19 protein-coding genes are annotated in these 20,278 nt (G+C 42.4%); 3 read left to right on the top strand and 16 right to left on the bottom strand.

Features of this window, described 5'->3' with window-relative positions; genetic code table 11:
• Positions 1-55: 55 nt before the first annotated feature.
• The 13 genes from EA772_RS14115 to EA772_RS14175 form a co-directional block, all read right to left on the bottom strand.
• Entirely contained in the window at positions 56-1,060 is a 1,005-nt protein-coding gene (locus EA772_RS14115; protein ID WP_124913768.1) for a hypothetical protein, read from the bottom strand.
• 261 nt (positions 1,061-1,321) lie between these two features.
• Complete coding sequence (locus EA772_RS14120; protein ID WP_124913769.1) at positions 1,322-3,196, bottom strand: M1 family metallopeptidase; 1,875 nt, start codon at positions 3,194-3,196, stop codon at positions 1,322-1,324.
• Positions 3,197-3,628: 432 nt separating this feature from the next.
• Positions 3,629-4,768 (bottom strand): epoxide hydrolase family protein, encoded by a 1,140-nt coding sequence (locus EA772_RS14125; protein WP_124913770.1) that lies wholly within the window; start codon positions 4,766-4,768, stop codon positions 3,629-3,631.
• A gap of 128 nt (positions 4,769-4,896) precedes the next feature.
• The gene (locus EA772_RS14130; RefSeq protein ID WP_210405039.1) at positions 4,897-5,877 is read right to left on the bottom strand and encodes an ankyrin repeat domain-containing protein; all 981 of its coding nucleotides are present in this window, start codon (positions 5,875-5,877) and stop codon (positions 4,897-4,899) included.
• 276 nt (positions 5,878-6,153) lie between these two features.
• Entirely contained in the window at positions 6,154-6,609 is a 456-nt protein-coding gene (locus tag EA772_RS14135; protein WP_148093298.1) for a nuclear transport factor 2 family protein, read from the bottom strand.
• A gap of 140 nt (positions 6,610-6,749) precedes the next feature.
• Positions 6,750-7,655 carry an AraC family transcriptional regulator gene (locus EA772_RS14140; RefSeq protein WP_124913772.1) on the bottom strand — a complete coding sequence of 302 codons (906 nt, stop codon included), beginning with the start codon at positions 7,653-7,655 and terminating at the stop codon, positions 6,750-6,752.
• A 212-nt stretch (positions 7,656-7,867) separates the two neighbouring features.
• Positions 7,868-10,156 (bottom strand): xanthine dehydrogenase family protein molybdopterin-binding subunit, encoded by a 2,289-nt coding sequence (locus EA772_RS14145; protein ID WP_168187557.1) that lies wholly within the window; start codon positions 10,154-10,156, stop codon positions 7,868-7,870.
• 10 nt (positions 10,157-10,166) lie between these two features.
• A complete protein-coding gene (locus EA772_RS14150; protein ID WP_124913774.1) occupies positions 10,167-11,186 on the bottom strand; it encodes a xanthine dehydrogenase family protein subunit M in 1,020 nt (339 codons plus the stop codon).
• Positions 11,187-11,217: 31 nt separating this feature from the next.
• Positions 11,218-11,823 (bottom strand): 2Fe-2S iron-sulfur cluster-binding protein, encoded by a 606-nt coding sequence (locus tag EA772_RS14155; RefSeq protein WP_246834101.1) that lies wholly within the window; start codon positions 11,821-11,823, stop codon positions 11,218-11,220.
• Positions 11,824-12,062: 239 nt separating this feature from the next.
• Positions 12,063-12,245, bottom strand: a complete 183-nt coding sequence (locus tag EA772_RS14160) for a hypothetical protein (RefSeq protein ID WP_124913776.1) — start codon at positions 12,243-12,245, stop codon at positions 12,063-12,065.
• Positions 12,246-12,740: 495 nt separating this feature from the next.
• Entirely contained in the window at positions 12,741-12,983 is a 243-nt protein-coding gene (locus EA772_RS14165; RefSeq protein WP_124913777.1) for a hypothetical protein, read from the bottom strand.
• A 512-nt stretch (positions 12,984-13,495) separates the two neighbouring features.
• Positions 13,496-14,404: an EamA family transporter gene (locus tag EA772_RS14170; protein ID WP_124913778.1), complete on the bottom strand. Its 909-nt coding sequence runs from the start codon at positions 14,402-14,404 to the stop codon at positions 13,496-13,498.
• A 605-nt stretch (positions 14,405-15,009) separates the two neighbouring features.
• A complete protein-coding gene (locus tag EA772_RS14175; RefSeq protein ID WP_124913779.1) occupies positions 15,010-15,840 on the bottom strand; it encodes an AraC family transcriptional regulator in 831 nt (276 codons plus the stop codon).
• A gap of 105 nt (positions 15,841-15,945) precedes the next feature.
• Between EA772_RS14175 and map the strand changes: the two genes are divergently transcribed.
• Positions 15,946-16,707, top strand: coding sequence for a type I methionyl aminopeptidase (map, locus tag EA772_RS14180; RefSeq protein WP_124913780.1), 762 nt, complete (start codon positions 15,946-15,948; stop codon positions 16,705-16,707).
• Positions 16,708-16,831: 124 nt separating this feature from the next.
• On the opposite strand, the gene EA772_RS14185 is transcribed toward map, so the two are convergent.
• Together EA772_RS14185 and EA772_RS14190 are read right to left on the bottom strand one after the other, a co-directional pair.
• Positions 16,832-17,407 (bottom strand): Crp/Fnr family transcriptional regulator, encoded by a 576-nt coding sequence (locus tag EA772_RS14185; protein ID WP_124913781.1) that lies wholly within the window; start codon positions 17,405-17,407, stop codon positions 16,832-16,834.
• A 17-nt stretch (positions 17,408-17,424) separates the two neighbouring features.
• Positions 17,425-17,793: a hypothetical protein gene (locus tag EA772_RS14190; protein WP_124913782.1), complete on the bottom strand. Its 369-nt coding sequence runs from the start codon at positions 17,791-17,793 to the stop codon at positions 17,425-17,427.
• 131 nt (positions 17,794-17,924) lie between these two features.
• Here EA772_RS14190 and EA772_RS22100 point away from each other — a divergent pair, with 131 nt between their 5' ends.
• Positions 17,925-18,077, top strand: a complete 153-nt coding sequence (locus EA772_RS22100) for a hypothetical protein (RefSeq protein ID WP_168187558.1) — start codon at positions 17,925-17,927, stop codon at positions 18,075-18,077.
• Between the two features lie 681 nt (positions 18,078-18,758).
• Here the strand turns inward: EA772_RS22100 and EA772_RS14195 are convergent.
• On the bottom strand, positions 18,759-19,085 hold the full coding sequence (locus tag EA772_RS14195) for a helix-turn-helix domain-containing protein (RefSeq protein WP_124913783.1): 327 nt from the start codon (positions 19,083-19,085) through the stop codon (positions 18,759-18,761).
• A gap of 113 nt (positions 19,086-19,198) precedes the next feature.
• Here EA772_RS14195 and EA772_RS14200 point away from each other — a divergent pair, with 113 nt between their 5' ends.
• The gene (locus EA772_RS14200) at positions 19,199-19,972 is read left to right on the top strand and encodes an SDR family oxidoreductase (RefSeq protein ID WP_124913784.1); all 774 of its coding nucleotides are present in this window, start codon (positions 19,199-19,201) and stop codon (positions 19,970-19,972) included.
• Positions 19,973-20,278 lie beyond the last annotated feature (306 nt).

Here is a 20,278-nt window from a genome sequence, read left to right on the forward strand (position 1 = left end):
AAAGCGATCAAGTTCTGACAGTGTCAGCGCTGAATGTTCCGCTTGTACAATCAGGCTAACCGATATCTTCATTGATGTGGATTCCAAATTCAGTTAAGCGTTTGATGATGTTCTCAGTTTTTATAATGGTCTCAGGAAGGTACAGCCCGCCATTTAACGGTGCTGATTGACCTCCGGCACCCAGTATTGCGTCTGCGATTAAAAATACACCAACGCCTGTGAGATGGGCGTTTCCTTTTGGACCGGATACCAGTGTACGTAGTTTTTTTTCTTCGCCGGACAATAAAACGCCTTCTATTTCAATGTACATATCATGTGAGGCTTCCATGCCTTTCGCAGTTCCGACTGATTTGCCTGTGGCAAAATCAAACCGAATATCCGAGGCGTCGGTAAAAGCCGCAATGCTTGGGACATCGAGCGTACTCATGGGATAACCTGTTACAAGCGTCCGATCAAACAGTTCGATTGCTCTTCCGTTATCTTTTGCCTTCACAAACATCCAGTTGCCAGCTTTCCGCATCAGTGCTTTGTCCACAAAATTATCTACCTGGCTTTCCAGCAGTGGTCCGATGGGATCCCGCTCATCGTAGATTCCTGCAGTTGTTACCCGGGCAATATCTTTAAATCTTGTTGCAAGCTGTTTTGTGACCAGGGTTAATATTCCTGCCTGCCAATGACCTGCAAAAACAACAGGAGCTGTAATTTTTTGATGTAAACTCAAAAATGCTGTTGGAGCAATCTGATCAGCAACCTCGCTTACTGTTATACATGCTATTCCATGGGAAATTGCAGTTTCCCTCAAAATGTTGCTGTGATCCTCCATTGCGGTTATGATCAGATCAACAGGTGCGTAATTGCTTAAATTGAAGCCTTTATCCAGATCAAGCAGAACAGTTTTGGCATTGTTCAACTCTTTAGCCAATTGCTCCCCGTTTTCGGGATTTCTACCGGCCAGGATCAGTTCGATATATGGATAATGCGCTCTGAGCAACCGAGCAATGTTACTTCCAACAAGCCCATAGCCACCAACAATTAAGATATGTATTTTCTTTAGTTCCATGTCAAGATTGTAATTAATGTCAAGCGAAATGATGTACTACCAATCACCTGAATGATAAAACGCCATTTGAAAATTATTGTTTTTAATGCAAATGAAAAAGGCTTTCATAGCTTCGATCTTTGATTACTCAACCGGTTTGTGAAGCAGATAAACGCTGAGCGGGTACCTCTTGCAGTATGTTAATCAGAAGGGCTGTCGTCTGCAGGTTCGTGAGTCTACAAGGTATTTGAACATTCATAGGGAAAGGAAAATGAACGAGGACTACTTCATTTTATTTGTCCATGTGTTGTTTGACACATCCGTATCGGCATCAAAGCCATCACCCAGTACCACCTTTATCATTCCGGGTTTCGACGGCAGGGGAATATCTATATTTCTTAAGCCTGACTGCCAGCATCCAATGTTTTTGGTGATGTTCCGAACCGTCCCGTCTGCATACGTTATTTTCAGATGGACAGGAACCATTCCAGCGCCCGTACGCTGTACTGTAATCAATTTTTTATTGATCCTGGATATCGACAGATCCGGTGTGTTTTTTTCAAAGAACCAATTTATCCAGAACCAGTTCAGGTTCACTCCGGATCCTTGATTCATGCAGTTGAAAAAATCATACGGTGAGGGATGCTTACCTGCCCATCGGGAGATGTAATACCGGAGCGCAACATTGAATTTTTCCTCTCCCAGCATTTCTCGCACATATCTCAGTCCCAGGGCCGGCTTGAGGTCTTTATTCGAAAATCGGGCGTTTCCATACAGTTGTTGCGTAGGGGTCATAACGGGCACATCATGATCAGTTCCCGCGGAAACATTGATCGCACTCAGATCATAATGGTCAGCCATGTCCGGATTGATCAACGGTCCAAAAGTGAACTCGCTGAATGTAGCAAGTCCTTCGTCGATGAAAGAATACTTGGTCTCATTGCTTCCCACATAAAATGGAAACATAGTATGGAAAACCTCATGTGCAGTGAGTTCCACCGCCTCATCGCCTTCAAAAGGAAGGTCATTGACCATCATGGGGTATTCCATGGCATCAAGGCCCTCGAATATGGTGATGTGTGGGTAAGGAAATGGAACTGCCGGCAGATAGGAACTGATCAAATCAACTGTCTTTGCGGCATACCCGACCACCGGGTCGAAATTGGTGTGATCTGGATTGTACACTGCATCAACTCTGGTATGCCTTCTCGTTTTTGGATCAGTCATGATACTCTTTGCCTTCCAGACATAATGGTTACTAACGGAAAATGCAAAATCAGATACTTCCTTAGCTTCAAAATGCCAGATCCGAGATTTGCGCTCCTTAAAAATCAGGTTGTTGTCGAGATCGGCCCTCGTGATGACCTCAATGACCCCACCGTTGTTTTCCGCTTCCTGAAGGCGTTCCAAGACCGGTTTTTGAAAAATCTCCGGAGCATTCAATAACGTTCCTGTTGCCCATACAGAATACGCTTTTGGCACCTCGATATCAACTTTGAAATTACCGTAATCATTGTAGAATTCTTCCTTCCCGATGTATGGGTATTCGTTCCAGCCATCAATATCATCATAGACAGCAATACGAGGGAAAAAATAGGCGATCATGAATGCTCCCGAATCCACCTGTCCCGTGCGCATAAAAGAACCTTTGTTCAGGGTGTACTGATATTCAATGTCAAAACAGGTTGTATCTCCCGGCAAAACGCGAAGAGATTTGACAAACATGTTGGTTCCCCTGATGGCATACTTTTTTTTGTCCAGCAAACTGGCATTCAGCTCCATCTTTTTTATTTCAACACCTGCCGTTAAATCATCAGGGGAGATATGAACATTGCGCATGGCCTGTGCCTGATACAGATTTGGATAAAGCTTAAATACGATCTGTTTTAAAGTATCAGGACTGTTATTGAAGTATTTAATGTTTACTTTCCCCTCAACCACACGGCCTATCGGGTCAAATTTAAGCCGGATATCGTAATCCCCGGAATTTTGCCAGTAGTTTTTGCCGGGCAGACCTTCATTGCTTCTTGTCTGCTTACTGTATGCCGGCTTGAAATTAGTTGCCAAAGGAAGAAGGGTTTGTGCAGATAATTCTGTTGCAAAAATGAAAATTAGGTATATCGTTGAAAAAAAACTGTAAAATTTATAATTTGACATTATTGATCTTGGGTGATTTTATAAAAGCATAAAAGGTTCATTAATTAGCGTAGGGGAGGGATTGATTTTTAGTCTTAAATGATATTCTTTAGGTAGCAAACATAGCTATTTTTTGTAAAATAGGTAACCATAATCACATTGCTGTGCTTACCTTTTGATTTAGTTTTTATCTGCCAACATCAGGAAGTTACCATATGGAGATATCGGTATCTCTGCATTTATCATTGATTTACGAATTCCAAATTTGTAAAAGTAAAACTCTTTTGTTGCAGACGATATTAGCTTATCGCTCTGAGTCTCATAATTCCGCTTACCAATCTGCAGTCTTTTAACAGTGAATGATGGCTTCTTTTGGGGCTAGGGACAAATTTAATTGTCCCATTATCTAATCACTCGAGGGGCCTGAAAGTTTGTTACCCACCGAATTAAAAACTACTTCCTGGAATGACGGAAACTATCGCGAACCTCTTTAACAAACAATTCCGGCCGCTCCCAGGCGGCAAAATGCCCGCCCATTTGCAATTCGTTGTAATGCACGAGTGTCGGATATCGTTCCTCTACCCAGCGTCGGCTGCTTTGATGGATGTCCTTTGGGAACTGACTGTAACCGACCGGAACCTGTATTTCGTGCTCTTTAAAACTTAACATGCTCTGCCAATAGATACGGGCAGATGAGGCCGCCGTTGCAGTAAGCCAATAAAGCGTGATGTTGTCAAGAATCTCATCCTTACCGATCAATTCTTCTGCGTTGCCGTCGGTGTATTTTACCACCAGTTCATAAATCCATGCAGCCTGGCCTACAGGGGAATCCGTAAGTCCATAACTTAGTGTTTGCGGACTTTGGATCTGTTCTGTCATATAGCCGTTCTCATTACTGGCAAAGGTTTTCAATCGATCCAACGCCTGCTGCTCCTGCTCATTCCGCGCTTCCATGTACGGGAATATCGGAAACATATTAAAGTGAACTGCACGAACCGCGGGTCTGCCAATACCTCCTAAGACATTCGTGATCGCATAGCCCCAATCGCCACCTTGTGCAAAAAAGCCCTCATAGCCAAGCCTGCGCATTAGTTCGACCCAGGCGTTTGCTACACGCTCGGGCGACCAGTCAGGGGTGGTCAGCTTATCGGACAAACCAAAGTTGGGCATGGTAGGAATCACAACGTGAAATGCATCTTGTGGATCTCCGCCATGAGCCCTGGGATCGGCAAGCATTGGTGCGACCTTAAGAAACTCTATCACTGAGCCGGGCCAGCCATGGGTCAGTATCAATGGCACGGCATCGGGTTCTGGAGAGCGCAGGTGAAGAAAGTGAATGTTCATCCCATCGATCCGGGTCATTGAGGGGGCATATCCGTTCAGTCTTGCTTCGCATCTTCGCCAGTTGTAATCGTTGAGCCAGTAATCACACAGTGACTGCATCCTGGAAAGCGGTACTCCCTGGCTCCAGTCTCCTACCGTTTCAGGATCAGGCCAACGCGTGTGTCTCAGCCGCTCACCCAAATCCTTCAGTGCCGATTCAGGGAAGGTAAAGGGATGATGAAAAATAGATTCGTTTTCTGAGTTGTTCATAAGAATATCGTTAGGTCACGCCGGCAAGGAATAAGAGGACAGGTGCCCGTTAGAATTTATTTCATTTTATACTTTAGACTAGTGGTTTTTTTCAGATAGCAACCATGCAAGCTCATCGTAGCCATAAGTCACTGCCAAATCATAGGGGTCTGCCCGTTATGTGCTCTGACAGTTAATTTGGCGCCTGCCGCCATCAATGCCCGTGCAATGTCAAAATGCCCGTGCCAGACCGCATCGTGGAGCGCAGTATATCCGTTGTATGCACCCTGCAAATTTATGCCAGCCGGTTCCGCTGCCCCTTCATCTTTCTCTGTCAGCATCTCAACAATTGCCGTATGTCCAAAATATGTTGCATCATGAATTGCCATGCCGCCCATCAGTCCAATAATACGCCGCTGATCTGCACCCGCTTTAAGCAGTGCCGATGCGATATCAGCATGTCCCTCCTTGGCCGCAATCCCAAGGGGGGTATAATGATCGTCTGCGCTACCGATAGTGGGCACCTGTTCGTCAAGGGGGTAGCCTGCTGAAATGAGGCGCTCAACCTCTCCGGTATTTCCTGACCTGACCGCAGCGACGAGTTTTAGGCTTTCAAGTTTGTTTTCATTTTCTGATCGTTTCTCTTCCAGATAACCTGAGATCTCAGCAAGCCCATCCATCTGCGCAATGTCAATTGGAGTTTGCCCCCAGTGATTGGCGATAGTCGGGCGCGCACCACGTTGCAGGAGAAGTCTGACCACCGCAGAATGCTTATACAATACGGCATCGATCAACGGGGTGTTGCCCAGAATCGGTGTCTGCTGATCAATGAAGGCACCGTGATCAAGAAGCAGACCGGTAAGGTCTGAATTTCCGGATTGTACTGCCTTATGTAACGCGGCTGCACCCATACGGGGCTCAATGGCATGTACGTTTGCACCTGCGGTAAGAAGCAGCTGTGTGAGATGGAATTCGCCCAGTCCAGAAGACACCATCAGTGGTGTCAGGCCCTCGGGATCAGCACGATCAACCTCTATACCTGAGCGAAGCAAAACAAGCACAGTTTGCAGGTCACCTTCACGAATAGCCGAATGCAGTGCAAGATCATTTTGGGATTTCAATTTATTCATGCCTTGGGATTTTTCAGATGAAAGAACAGAACTGTCAGTCGTGGATTAATTATTTTATATGCATCATACATTTGATTTTGGACAGAAAATCGGTATACGATATTTCCCCATCTCCATTAATTGATTTTGGTAATCAAACGATCAGTCCTATACTAAATTCAAGATTTTATCGACTCGGGATGAGATCAAATAAAGCGCTCCTCAACTTTTGGGATTAACCCCAGATGGATTACGGATTACCAGCATTGTGTCTCTAAAAAGCGATGTTAGATAACTTTAAAGTTTAATCCGACCGACAATATCATAATAGGCATCCAGATCAAGCCATTCAATTCCGGACACCACTTTCTCATCCTTCATAGTCATAATATACATATAGGCATTTTTGTAATCCTTTCCGTCTATTGCCACGCTTTTGCTTTCAATCCGTGCAAAAACCTCATCCCCGTCTGCCCAGACACCAATGGTTTTTACCTCCAAGGGCTGGGCAAGCCGCTGGTATAATGCAGACTCGGCATTTTTAAACAAATCTTCCATTCCTCGGTAGGTTCCCGCAACAGGACCGTGGCCTGCAATGGTCCATTCAACGTCGTGCGAAAAAAGCGTTTCGAAAAATAAAGTGAAGTCATGAGCCGAGTCAGCTAATACCTGCTCGACTTTTCTCTTGTTTGATTCTTCCTGTTCAATGTTTCTTCTCATGGTACGTTTTACTATTGATTTAATATTCTTCAAATTTATTTTGTTAGCCTTGCAGATCCGGACAAAAGCGCTGTTTTTTTTGCCGGTCCAATGTGACCTGGGGGATCATTGATACAAAACTATAGCTTAACCGGAATTCAGACTTGTGATTTTCAAACCAATATTTGCGAAAATCAAACCTGACGGAAGGATGTAGGACTTTCGGAAGTGTTTTTTTTAAAAAATCTATTAAAATGTGCTTGGTCTTCAAAACCGAGCACATAGCTTATCTCAGCGATGTTCCAGTCAGTATGGATTAATAAGCCTTTTGCCTCACCGATCAGCCGCTCGGTAATCTGACTGGATGTTGTCCTTCCAGTGGTTTTTTTGATTGAACGGTTCAAGTGATTAACGTGGATGCAAAGTTTTTCTGCTATGGCTTTTGGCGAACGGAGCTCAAAGCGCTGAGAAATTGATTCTATTGGAAACTGACGCTCAAGCAAGTCTGAAAATACTTTAGTGATCCGTGAGCAGGCATCGGAATGTTTAAGGACATCTTTTGAAGGCTGAAGTTTCATCGCGTTGTATATCAGTTCGCTTACGTAATTTCTGATCAGTTCATACCTGTAGTTATACAGGGAATTGTTCTCTGTTATGATTTTTTCGAATGTTGTTTTAGCCTCCAGAAACTCTTGATCGCTTAAAGAAAAAACAGGCTGTGCTGCTGAGCTGAAGAGCGGTAATTCATTTAAACGGAGTCGAAGGTTTATTTTAAAAAATTCATCCCTGAATATGCAGAAATAGCCCTTGTCATCTCCGCCCGGAGGATCTGATGCATAAGGTACATTGGGATTGAAAAACAACAGGGTATTGCCGGTGATCGGGATACTTTTGTTGCCATAGTGAAAAGTATTTTCTCCCTGATACAACATGATTTTGTAAAAATCCCTGCGTATACAGTTAGGCCGGGAATCTTTTTTTTGAAAAATCTCTTCAATGCGGAAAACATCGAAGCTGCCATTGTGGTCATTCATGCTTTCGCTGGCCTTGTCAAATTTATGCCTGTAAAATTCCGCCAATGATTCTGTAGATTTTGCCATATCATTTAATAACTAGAATAAGTTCAGTCGAGTTCCCATCCATCCAAATCAATAATAGATGCCTGGATTACCGGAGACTTCATCAAAAAAACAACATTCATCCATGAAAAAAAAGTGGATGCCCGGTTAGCCTGAAGGTATTCTGGACAAGATGAAAATAATTCTGATTTTTTGAAGCAGGCTTCAGAGGGGCTACAGCCTCAATTATCAAGCTAAGCATCAAAAAATTTCTCAGGGGTCAACGGGAGATCGCGCAGTCTTTTGCCTGTAGCGTTAAAGACTGCATTCGCAATGGCCGCCGCAACTCCGGTTATCCCGATCTCACCAGCACCCCGAGCACCAATGGGTGAGATATGTGGGTCAGGTTTGCCAATGAAATAAACATCTATCGGCGGTACATCAAGATGCACCGGAATATGATAGTCAGCTAATGTTCGCGTTACCGCACTTCCCAGGTGTTTATCATATTCGGTTGCTTCCATCAGTGCTGCGCCTATTCCGAAAATCACGCCTCCTATAATTTGGGAACGTGCTGTTTTTTCGTTCATCACACGCCCCACATCCTGAACGCTGGTAAAACGTTTGATCCTAATGGTTCCGAAATCTTCATCAACCCAGACTTCAGCAAACTGGGCGCCAAAGGAATGAAAGGAATGTTCCTGAACGTCACTGTTTTCCCCGCGAGGAGTATTGGTGGTCACACACCACGGTGATGGTACCGTAAAGCCATTGCCAGAGACGGGTAGGGAGGTTGCACAGCTCTCTATCTCAGTTCGATTTGCCCGCTTCAATATATCCAGATAGGTATCGCTTTTCTGTGCGTTTCCCTTCACAAATAATTTGCCGTCAGCGTAATCAATATCTTCGGGCCTGTATCCGTTCAATTTAGATAGGGGGTCGTTAATTGCCATTGAAGCGAGTTCTTTTCTCAACATCACGCAAGCGTCGAACACAGCGGGATGGATACTCGCAGTTGACTGTGAACCGCCTGCAAAAGGTGACGCCGGCAGGCTGGAATCCCCAATTTTGACTTCAATACTTTTCACAGGTATTCCAAGGCCATCAGCAACCGTCTGTGCCAATACAGTATAAGTTCCGGTCCCGATATCAATTGAAGCAGTCATGACCGTCACCTCTCCGGCTGAATTCATCAGGACTTTTGCTGAAGCTGCATTACGGCCGGCGGGATAAGTTGCCGTGGCCATCCCATAACCGACAAGATATTTTCCCTGGCGCCGCTGCCTGGGCTCCATGTTACGGGATGACCACCCGAACCGTTCGGCGCCAATGCGATAACAATCCAAGAGATAGTTGCTGGAAAACCCGATCCCTTTCATCGGGTCTTTGGAAACATGGTTTTTGACACGGAATTCCACAGGGTCAATTTTCAGTTGATATGCAAGTTCATCCATAGCACTTTCCAGGGCGAAAGTACCTGGGGTCTCTCCAGGAGCGCGCATCGAAAAAGGAGTTCCGCGGTTCAGTAGGGCCACATTGTATGTTGTCTCACGAACCGGTGCTTTATACAGAATCAGAGACTGTTTTCCACTGGGTTCAAAGAAATCAGAAAGATTCCCATATGTATCGGTATGATGGCGGATCACATTTAAATTCCCGACCGAATCTGATCCGAGCGCCAGGTGCTGGATGGTTTCCCCACGGTGGCCAACATTGGTCTGCATCATTTGGCGGGTAAGCACCAGTTTGACAGGGCGACTCAGGGCTTTTGCTGCCATAGCTGCAATTATTGGATAAAGCCATAATCCCTTGCTCCCAAACGCACCCCCGACAAAATGCGAAATGACACGAACGTTTTCCCTTTTTAGTCCAAGAAAATAAACGGTAATGTCCCTGGTCACTTCAACGCCCTGGGTGGCATCATATAGCGTCAACCTATCTGATCCCTCCCATATGGCAATAGTTGCGTGGGGCTCCATCGGGTGATGATGCTCAGCGGGGGTCGTATAAACCTGATCAATTCTTTGAGGGGATGAGTTCAGCGATCCCTCAGCCATTCCCACATTGATCTGAACATCATGTTTATTGAGCATTTTGGGTTTTTTAGCATTTGGAAGCTCAGTTTTAAGATCAATTGCACCCTTTTCAGTGGCATAAACTACGTTCAGCTTATTGGCTGCCGTGCGGGCCTGTTCATAAGTTTCAGCGATAATGACCGCTATAAACTGGCCCCAGTAATGGACAATATCGCTCTGAAATGGAGGGAGGAACTCGCAAACCATTCCCGCATTTGCTTTCTCCAGTGCCTGCTTATCAATTGGCATTAACCTTATTGCATTTGTATGGCTGATTACTTCCAGAACACCTGGTTCTTTTCTTGCAACAGTGTCGTCAATTGATAAAATTTTACCCTTTGCAATTGTTGAACGAATGGGATAGGCATAGGCCATGTTTGGCTGATTGAATTCAGCTGAATAGGTTGCTTTTCCGCTCACTTTCATCCGGCCGTCGATGCGGCTTATCGGTTTACCCGTTTCACTCATAATCTTGGTTTTATTTGTTACTGGCCTCCATGGTTCCATAAGACCCGCCCTGCATTGCGCCTTCCATGGCTCTGGAAATAGCTTTGCCGGCCAGGCCGATCTTGTATTGATTGTGTTGTAAAGGTTTTGCATTCTTAAGCTCAGCCGTTGCTGCGGCTATAAAATTAGCTTCAGTGGGACGTTTCCCGATGAGCCATTGTTCTGCCGTTCTTGCGCGCCAGGGCTTGTGTGCAACTCCTCCTAAAGCGATCCTCACATCTGTGATGCTGTCGCCATTGGTTTCCAGTGCCGCTGCGACAGAAACAAGCGCGAAAGCATAAGAAGAACGTTCCCGAATCTTCAAATAGTACGATTTTTCGGCAAGTCGGTCTGCCGATAAGTAAATTGATGTGATGAGCTCGCCGTGCTTTAAATTATTATCCATTTCAGGCTGTTCACCGGGCAGGCGATGAAAGTCTGCAAATGGTATACTTCGTTGTGCATTGCCTGGACCTTCAACCTGTACGACGGCATCAAGTGCGGCCAATGCTATTGCCATATCCGAGGGATGAGTTGCCACACATTTTTCTGACCATCCGAAAATGGCGTGACCTTTATTCATCCCTTGGAAAGCGCTGCAACCGCTACCTGGCTTCCGTTTGTTACATGGCATGCTTACGTCGTAAAAATAACTGCAACGCGTACGCTGGAGCAAATTTCCACCATTGGTCGCCATATTTCTAATCTGCGCACTTGCACCGGAAAGTATCGCCATGGACAGCAATGGGTAATTTTGACGGATACGTTCATCATTGGCGGTATCAGCATTCGTGGCCATAGCGCCAATGGACAATCCTTTACCCACTTTTTTGATCTCTGAAAAGTTTGTTAATCTTGTAATGTCTACCAACTCACTGGGTTGCATCACATCCTCTTTCATCAGATCGATGAGATTCGTTCCGCCCCCTAGATATCTTGCAGTCAAATCCGCGGACACAACGCTGATAGCTCCTGCAGAATTTGATGCATTATTAAATTTGAATGGTCTCATAATGTCAGTTCATTAAATGATAAAGAGTTTTTTAATCTGTTCCATCTGCAAATTGCCAGACCTGTGATACTGCCTCATCTCCGTGAACTTCACGGATCGCATCTACAATATTCGGATAGGCACCGCAACGGCAGAGGTTGCCTGACATGCGTTCCCTAATCTCCTGATCGTTCAACTTTACCGATTTGCTTTTTTTACGAATGTTAACGGTGACGTAGCTGGCATCGCCATTTTCAGCTTCATCCATTAGCGCAACTGCAGAGCAGATTTGTCCCGGAGTACAATAACCGCATTGGAACCCATCATGCTTGATAAAGGAGACCTGCATAGGGTGTAGCTCATTTCCCGTGGACAATCCCTCTATGGTAGTAACTTTTTTATCCTCGCAGGCTGCAGCAAGTGTGAGGCAGGAAAGAATCCGCTTACCATCTACGATCAGCGTACAGGCCCCACACTGACCATGATCGCAGCCTTTCTTTGATCCCGTGAGATTCAGTCGTTCACGCAACATATCAAGTAGGGTCATTCGGGAATCAACCATAAGTTTCTGCTTGGTGCCATTAACGGAAAAAGATATATTTCTCCCATTTTCAATAGAAAAAGGCTTCAGATCCTCTATCGGAGCACTTCGTGCCATTAACTGTTCTATCCCCAGTAAATGCGCCGCAATTACGCTGGCGCCCGTGACAGCAAAAAGTTTTAAAAAATGACGGCGTTTAATGCCTGAGCTGATGATTTCATTCATTTCATCGGGCATAAGCTCTTCCAGTGCTTTTCGCTCTGCGTCAGAAAGGTCGGGTGATTTTGCTGGTTCTTCCATGATATAGATTGAGTATAAAAGATTGCGGTTATTTTTAATTATAAATATTCCAGGGATTAGGGTTTGGTTTTTAATGCTGTCAAAATATATTCTGGTTTAAATTTTGAATGATGGACTATTTCTAATGTCCAAACTTCGATCGAGTGTTCCGGGCTAGGGGCAATCTTTGAATTGCTGCGTTCATCAAAGAATCGCCGGTCTTCAGAAAAGTTTATATTGATAGATTTTCCTGCTCTCATTTCTATGCTATAAAAGAAAAATATAAACGTCCTGTAAACGTTTTCTGTTTTAATGGATATCTTTTCTTGCCATATGACAAGACGGAATTCCGCTTATCATCTAGAGCGGGTCTTTGAATATAGCTGCGCAGGGGCGATGATCTGTAGAGTTAGGGGTGTGCTCCAATAGTCTTCAGATAATGACACACTCTCTAAGATGGAATGGGTTAGCTGAAAACAATATCCCTAAATTGGATTAAGGGGTATCTACTTGGCAAGAGCTAGTTTTTACATCCTGGAGCGCACTTGCCGACCATTAATTGTAGGTAAGAGAATTCACCGTGAAAATTTTATTTTTGAGCGGCATGGTTTTTTCGCAACACCATCCCTTTACATCTATTTAAATACATTTTACTCCTTAAATGATATTGAATTTTTAAATAATAGATTGGCTGGAGATCATCCTTAAAGAGGCAAAACCGGAACGTCTTTCAAAGCATTAATAAGTGTCTAATATCACTTAAAAGGTTCGTTGATAGGGTACTGACGGGTTAGCTGTTCTTTCAGGCCGGCAAAAGCAGTGATGTCTACAGCAGTCAGTCCATGATCTGTCTTCTGAATTTCGAACAGTACGCCATCCCCTAAACCTAGGCATTTGTCTAGTGTTTTCAGACAGAAGGCAATTTCCTGATCGTTTTCATCCAATATAATTCCCCGTCCCTCTGAGAGGGTTATATTTACAATTTTTCCTTTTCTCACTTGTTTGATATAAACAGGGCACTTACGAAAGCTGATTGCGTTTGGTTTTGTCTGATGTGTTTCTTACCATATGGCAAAATTGCATACTCTCAAAGTTTAAGTTCATTTATCTGCGGCAGCTATGTGTACTGGCACTCGTGTTTTATATAAGAAGGGCATTTCAATATCCGCATACTTTTTTATTAGGTGATGAACAGTAGTCACTCCGCCTGAAGTACGTTGCTTTTTCCGTTTGTAGCCTATGAATTATTTAGCAAGCTGCGGAGGCTGATTTTAGAATCATGCAAATATTAACAGTTGCACTGCTAGAAGCTGAACCTCTAATGAGGTCGAAGGAACGTTTTTGCGCCTGTGATACCATCACAGGATATCTTCAGAATGTCCCAGAGATTAAATATGCTGCGGAAGATGAGTGCGTATGTTTCGTTTTATTTACCCAGATAATGTCGCGGGCGCATTGATGCGTGGAAGATTAATTCCCAAAATTTTTGGAAAAGAAAAAAAGTGATTGCTTACAAAAATTTATTTCTGATGATCGCTAGCAGCCCTTCACTATTGAAAACAATCACTGCCAAAAAGATCATGCTATATGCTAAAATTGGTATTGCTGCCAAAGACTCATGATATACCCAAATCGACAGAATGAAGGCGATAACAGGATTAATGTTTAGTAGCATTCCAACTTTTGATGAACTGATCCCTTCCAGTGCGTAAAGATTTAAATATAGCGCCAGAATAGTGTAGACGATGGCTATCATTTCCACGAATACGTAAAAGTGTGCCTGCGTTGGAATGGGTCCGGAGTGGAATGGATAAAAGGGCAATAAAAAGATCGCTGATAACAGGATATGAACGTTTAGCGTTGTAAACTTATCAAATCCGGCGTTTTTATTCTGACTTATCAGATAACAAGCATAGCTAAATCCGATTATCCCACTATAGAACATATTTGTTATGTTCGAGTATGATAACAATATGCATCCCGCGAAACTCAACAGTACCGCTAACCACTGCGCTGAATTCAATCTTTCACGGAGAAGAAAAAATGCCAGTATTGTCGTTATCACAGGACAGATGAGGTATGCAACCGATGTAGCGCGTACGTTGATATGATTCATCACATATATAAACGAGAACCAGTTTATTGTCAGAAAAATGGCCGCTCCAATATTTAGAACGATGATTTTCCTTTGCAATACTCCAGACAGAGATTTTAGTAAGACAAAACTTTTGTTTAGCTCCTGCCTTCTGAATAAAACAGATATCACAGTCATGATTACCGCGCAACTAAAAACCCTGTAAAACAAAATGTCGAGTGAAGAGTAAGCTGTTAGCGGTCTTAAAACCAAACTGAAAGTTCCCCATATCGAAAACGCCACAATTGCTGCCAGGTAGTATTTTATCGTACCAGTATTTTTCATATTAAATTTTCCTATTTAAGATCTGTTGGCTGCGTTGACATTGTAATGTCACCACGCAATGTTAATGATAATGATCAGGTTATTAAAGTATTAGGTTTGTTTATTTGGGTTGGCACAGCAGGGGAATTGTTTGTTGCAAGATGAAATATTGGATGGAGTGTCGTATGTACAAGTCTGCTGGAAGACAGTAGATTACCTTCCCGACACGATGCCGCCACATAAACGGATTGCAATTTCCTCAGAGAAATATTAAAAGATAAGCCCTGAATTTTAACTTCAAAAAATGAAATAAAATGTCCTAATTTTGAAGTATTACGGGCTGAAAAAGGAAATTTTTAAATCCGAAATCATTCACGCTCCTTTCAGAGCGCCACCTAGCATGAATCGCGGGAGTGTACTTTATTCTCATCTCAGGACATTAAAAAAACAAAGATTGGTACCTTGCCTTCCCGGCCATCGGATCGCCATTCAAGTTGTTGTTTAATATCACCTTTAAACAACAAAGCCTGTCTACCTTACCGGCACAATGTTGTATAGCAGCTGAAACTTTTTTTCAAATGTTGGGTTAAAGTAAATGTTGTAAACCAACGTTTCTGACACAAGTGTTATGCCATAATGGAGGGCTTGAAATACTGTGATGGCGACCTTCCTGTAAACGCTTTGAAATCCTTCAAAAAATGGTTCGCATCATAATAACCATTTGACAGAGCAATTTCCATCAAATCATTGTCAGTTGCGGTCAGCTTAACATAAGCATTAAAAAAACGCTGGAGTTTTATGTAATCTTTAGGTAGAATACCAGTATTTTGTATAAAACTTCTTTCCATCCATTTGTAGTTTACCCCTAATAAGGCTGCCAGATTTTGAACGCTACAATTTCCCTTAATCTTTTGAATATAACCCAGCAAGGAATCAAACTTTTCATACCCACTTTGAGCTTTAAAAGATTTGGCTACATAGCCATTTAGATAGCTGATCCTCTGGCAAACTGAAGGCAAAGCATAAAAATCATCGATACTAAAAAAACTACCTCTGCAAATCGAATAAAATGGAGCAACCGGGAAATTTTTGAAGTAATGGTGATCTAGATTAAACGACTTGGAAAAAGCTCCAGGAAAAAATCTCACGACCAACAGTTGATCCATATTACCGTGATATTTAACGTGCACGTTCTTAACCGGTCCGGCACTTGCCCAGGCACTTTTTATATTAAAGGCTGCACTGCCATCCTTCACCACTACTGAATCATTCAGGTTCTGCAGGAAGACAAGCACTGGAAATCCATCATTGAAAATCAAATGTGAATTTTCTTTTGTGTCTTTGTGAAAGACATAAAACCCCTCAATAATGGACGCATTTTCAGATGAAGGATCGAACCTGTAACTATCGTAATCGAATTCACGTAAATGGATTTTTTTGAGATAGTCAATCGGCATGCCGCAATTTAAGTAATTCTATGTAATCCTGCATGACAAGTGTCTAAAATTTACTATAGACTGATCTAGTATAACAATAGTTTTGTCAAATATAAGCGTAATAGAATGATCATAAAAACAGAGGAAGAACTTAATGGCATTAAAAGAGTAAGCGAGGCAGTAGCTATTACTTTGCGCGAGATGAAAAAATATGCGCAGATTGGGATAACCACTAAAGAACTCGATCAATACGGCAAAAAATTACTGGAACAGTTAGGCGCCAAATCTGCGCCTCATGAAACATATAATTTTCCCGGTTATTGTTGCATTAGTGTCAATGAGGCGTTTGCTCATGGAGTTCCGTCGGATAGTGTCATCCTCAGAAATGGTGACATTGTTAATATTGATGTCTCCGCTGAGTTAAATGGATTTTGGTCGGACAACGGGTGTTCTTTTATTCTGGGTGATGATATTAAGGGACTTCAAATCTTGGTGGATTCGTCGCGTGAGATATTATTGGAGGCCATTTCAAAAATAAGTGGGGGAGTGAGAATTGCGGACATTGGTAAGTTGATAGAAACCAAAGCAAAAAAGGCAGGCTATACCGTTATCCGGGATTTAGGGGGGCATGGAGTAGGAAGAAGTTTACATGAGGAGCCTGATGCGATCATGAATTATTACGACCGGTCTGATTTACACAGACGTTTCAGAAAAAATTCCGTTGTTGCCATTGAAACCTTTATTTCAACAAAATCTACAAATATTAGGACCGGATCGGACGGTTGGACATTTACAGGCAGTAAAGGTGGATTTGTAGCACAGCATGAACACACTTTACTGGTTACCGGAGGCAGACCGGTAATCCTAACATCAGCGAACGAAATATAGAATGACTTTGATGAATAAGAGTAGATGCTAAGACCAAGTAGCAATTAACTCAAGAAATCAGCTCCGGTGTAATCCATAGCAATATTTCATAGGAGAGATGGCTCAATGAGTATTTCTCACTAAATCAGATGCCATTTTCTTTTCGCATCATGCTCAGGAATGCAGGCGTGATGCCGATGTAACTGGCGATATGTTTTTGGGCTATCCGCTGCTCCAGTCCGGGGTGTCGTTTACGGAATTCAAGGTAGCGCTCTTCAGCTGTTTTATAAAGTTGAGAGGTCATGCGATGCTGATAAAGATCAAACCCATTTTGATTAAGGATCCGAAAAAAGCGTTCGAACTTTGGAATCAACAGAAAAAGTTCTTCAAGTCGTGGTAAGGATATACTATATATTTCGCTGTCTTCCAGTGTTTGAATGGCGTTTACCGAGGGGCTACTGTTAAAAAAACTGGCGATATCGCAACACCACCAGTTTTCCGGATAGAAACCAATAATGTGGTCTCCACCACTCTTATCCGTGTGATACATACGAAGGCAGCCGCGTTTAACAAAATAAATGTAGCGATCGGTTTCTCCTGCGCGTAGGAGCCAGATGCGCTTTTTTATTTCTTCAAGTTGGAAGCATGCAAGCGCCTGCTCCTGTTCCTCGGGGGCAAGCGCTATATGTAAGGCAAAATTGTTTAGGATAAGCTGATGCATGTTTGCGAAGATAGTGCTTACAGGGCAAACGGGCGTGTCATATACAATTTAAGTTCTGATAGTGCGGCCATCCGCAGGGGTTCGGCAATTTCTCGGTAGGTATCGCTTTTGGCAACAGTTAAGAATGCCTCGAAGCTTGAATACTCCACCATAAGAAGTGCATCCCAGTTTTCACCTTCATCGGCCACTACGCTAGCAAGAACGTCACTAATAAGGTTTATTTTAGCATCCAAATTTAATATTTCCATTACACGTTTAAATGCAGGAAGGTATTCTTCAATATACAGGCGCCGGTCGCTGAATTTAAGCATGTTCAACATCAGGACAGGTCCTGTTCCAGGCACTGTTTCGGGAAGGGTGACGATTTTCTCTTTTTTATTTTCCATAAATCAAAGATCGTCCGGCTCAGTGAGAAAAAAGTTCAACTGGTTGAAGATTTTAAAATAGATTCAGGCTACTCGTATTAAGTGCAATAAATTTTTAATTAAAATATTAGATGATGGAAATTACAGGAAGATTGACTCCTGACACAGTGGTTCGGGCCGTGAGCGTAGAAAAAAATGTGGTGGATTTTACCCTGGCCATTAATGACACTTACCTCAGCGAGGATAAAAGTATTGAAGTAGACGTTGTTCGTAGAGCGCGCCTTTCGGCCAAATACAGGGGCTGATTTAAAAAAGAAGGAATACTGGTCAGCTCTACCGAGGCTGAGGGTGAAGGGATGCCTTTCTAATCAGAGCGCAGATTACCTTCCCCGTTTTGGAGATTAAATTTTCTGACAGCCTGAACGCAAAAGCAGACCGTAGCCAGGCAGACACTGAAAGTCAGCCCGAAAGTGGAGATCTGGACATTCTGGATATCGAAGATCACAAATGTGTCTCAACATTTAATTTTTTAGAATCATGGCACATCAAAATAGTCAAGATTCCGCGAAAGTTGACAAACTGGTTTAGTGAAAATTTTTTCTAATAATTTTCCTAAAGGTTGAGTCCTTCAGAAACGTTCGGTAGGAAGTATTCTTAATCCCTCAAGAATAATGACTAACAGAGCCAGAAGCAGCAAGGTAGTCGTTGAGAATCAATCGAAGTTTAAATTCGTTAAAGCTAAGCCTGAATTATGCCGTTGTTATAATAAATCTTCAGCATTGATTGCTTGGTGAGAATTATTTTAACTTAAGGCTTTTTGGCCTTTTCAAATTTATTTGGCTGGCAATTAAATCTAACCAAGCTAAATGCAATTTCAATACTTCTAAGGAATTTTCTTTTAACTCTTGAACTTATATTTCTTGCACAGCTTGATGCTATTTACCATTCATAGTATTGATTCTTGAACATAGTTTATTTGAAACTTATTAATTTACGTATTCAAGCCCCCATTTATATAATTCATTAATGGATGTCTTTAATTTTTCGCCTTTTAAAGTTAGGGTATATTCTACTGTAGGTGGCACAGTTGCAAAAATGTGCCTGGTGACAATTCCGTTTGCTTCCATATTTTTCAACTCTTTCACTAACATTCGGGTATTAATCTTTGGTATCATTCTCTCTAATTCACTGAACCGTTTCTTGCCTTGAAATAAAGCATAGATGATTGACATTGCCCATTTTCCACCTATCACACCTAAAATTTCTTGGAGTGCACAGCGTTCATCATTTTTTTTATTTTTATTTTCTATCATAAGTACCTGATATAGTGTTTAGCTTTACTTTATGTTATTACTATACATAAGTGTCACTACTTTCAAAAGTAAAGTATAGTATTTAATTTTGCAACTTCTTTAAAAATAATAGTATGGAGACAACATTAAATGGCCAGGTTGCATTGGTAACAGGCGGAACGAAAGGTATTGGTAAAGCTATTGCTGACGCATTAAGTATCAGAGGTGCTCAAGTGGTGGTGACTGCAAGAAGTACTCCTCAGGATGTCACCAATAGCCATCACTTTATATCAGCTGACCTCGCTCAACCCGAAGCAGCAGAAGTAATCGCTAAGGAGATTCTTATAAAATACGGCAGAATAGACATAATTGTGAACAATGCGGGTGCCAATCTGAGTCCAAGTGGCGGCTTTGATGTGCTTTCGGATGAACATTGGTTTAATGACTGGGAATTAAACTTCATGGCGGTAGTTAGGATTAACAAATTGCTGTTACCTACAATGATCAGCCAACAGAGCGGTGTTGTAATTAATATTTCCACGGGTGCTGCAAAAATGCCAATTTGGGAAATGACCATGTCATATTCTTCTGCAAAAGCAGCGTTGAATGCATATAGCAAGGCATTGGCAAATGAGTTGGGATCAAAAGGAATTCGCGTAAATGTAGTTTCACCAGGCGTAGTAAAAACACAGCTCATGATGGATTTTATAGAAAACATTGCAAAGTCTTCAAACATCACTGTTAACGAGGCATTCAAAGCTGTAATGGACAAAGTTGGGGTTCCAGTAGGCAGGATGGCAGAACCCAAAGAAATTGCTGATCTTGTAGCATTTTTGGTTTCTCCAGAAGCCAAATATATTACCGGCAGTAACTACTCAGTAGATGGAGGTGCCTTACCAACAATATAAAACAAGAGACTTATTTTGCATCGAGTTCTAGCATAAGATAGGGAAGAGCATTAATGAATAATTTCAGGTGGAGTCTTATGGCTTCACCTTATATATGATAGATTGCAGGCTATCCCCAAATTATAAGTTTCTTCATATTAAAATGACGAACGCTCAAAAGATATGTTTTTTAGACGAGCAATAAATTCTGGTGTGCTAAGTATGCCTATAGAGAGAGGATTCACAAAAAACGGTAGATCATGTAATATAGATTTCATTTTTTTTGTCTTCAATAACGAAGTTTCGTTGGAACTTGCTTACAACGCT

The organism is Pedobacter sp. G11 (genome assembly GCF_003860265.1).
GTDB lineage: Bacteria > Bacteroidota > Bacteroidia > Sphingobacteriales > Sphingobacteriaceae > Pedobacter > Pedobacter agri.

Bases quoted from the DNA above. Each gene is read 5' to 3' on its own strand.
- EA772_RS14170 (WP_124913778.1), bottom strand. From the start codon at position 14,404: ATGAAAAATACTGGTACGATAAAATACTACCTGGCAGCAATTGTGGCG.
- EA772_RS14190 (WP_124913782.1), bottom strand. From the start codon at position 17,793: ATGGAAAATAAAAAAGAGAAAATCGTCACCCTTCCCGAAACAGTGCCT.
- EA772_RS14185 (WP_124913781.1), bottom strand. From the start codon at position 17,407: ATGCATCAGCTTATCCTAAACAATTTTGCCTTACATATAGCGCTTGCC.
- EA772_RS14200 (WP_124913784.1), top strand. From the start codon at position 19,199: ATGGAGACAACATTAAATGGCCAGGTTGCATTGGTAACAGGCGGAACG.
- EA772_RS14195 (WP_124913783.1), bottom strand. From the start codon at position 19,085: ATGATAGAAAATAAAAATAAAAAAAATGATGAACGCTGTGCACTCCAA.
- EA772_RS14120 (WP_124913769.1), bottom strand. From the start codon at position 3,196: ATGTCAAATTATAAATTTTACAGTTTTTTTTCAACGATATACCTAATT.
- EA772_RS14145 (WP_168187557.1), bottom strand. From the start codon at position 10,156: ATGAGTGAAACGGGTAAACCGATAAGCCGCATCGACGGCCGGATGAAA.
- EA772_RS14140 (WP_124913772.1), bottom strand. From the start codon at position 7,655: ATGGCAAAATCTACAGAATCATTGGCGGAATTTTACAGGCATAAATTT.
- map (WP_124913780.1), top strand. From the start codon at position 15,946: ATGATCATAAAAACAGAGGAAGAACTTAATGGCATTAAAAGAGTAAGC.
- EA772_RS14125 (WP_124913770.1), bottom strand. From the start codon at position 4,768: ATGAACAACTCAGAAAACGAATCTATTTTTCATCATCCCTTTACCTTC.
- EA772_RS14155 (WP_246834101.1), bottom strand. From the start codon at position 11,823: ATGGCACGAAGTGCTCCGATAGAGGATCTGAAGCCTTTTTCTATTGAA.
- EA772_RS14160 (WP_124913776.1), bottom strand. From the start codon at position 12,245: ATGAGAGCAGGAAAATCTATCAATATAAACTTTTCTGAAGACCGGCGA.
- EA772_RS14115 (WP_124913768.1), bottom strand. From the start codon at position 1,060: ATGGAACTAAAGAAAATACATATCTTAATTGTTGGTGGCTATGGGCTT.
- EA772_RS14150 (WP_124913774.1), bottom strand. From the start codon at position 11,186: ATGAGACCATTCAAATTTAATAATGCATCAAATTCTGCAGGAGCTATC.
- EA772_RS14130 (WP_210405039.1), bottom strand. From the start codon at position 5,877: ATGAATAAATTGAAATCCCAAAATGATCTTGCACTGCATTCGGCTATT.
- EA772_RS14175 (WP_124913779.1), bottom strand. From the start codon at position 15,840: ATGCCGATTGACTATCTCAAAAAAATCCATTTACGTGAATTCGATTAC.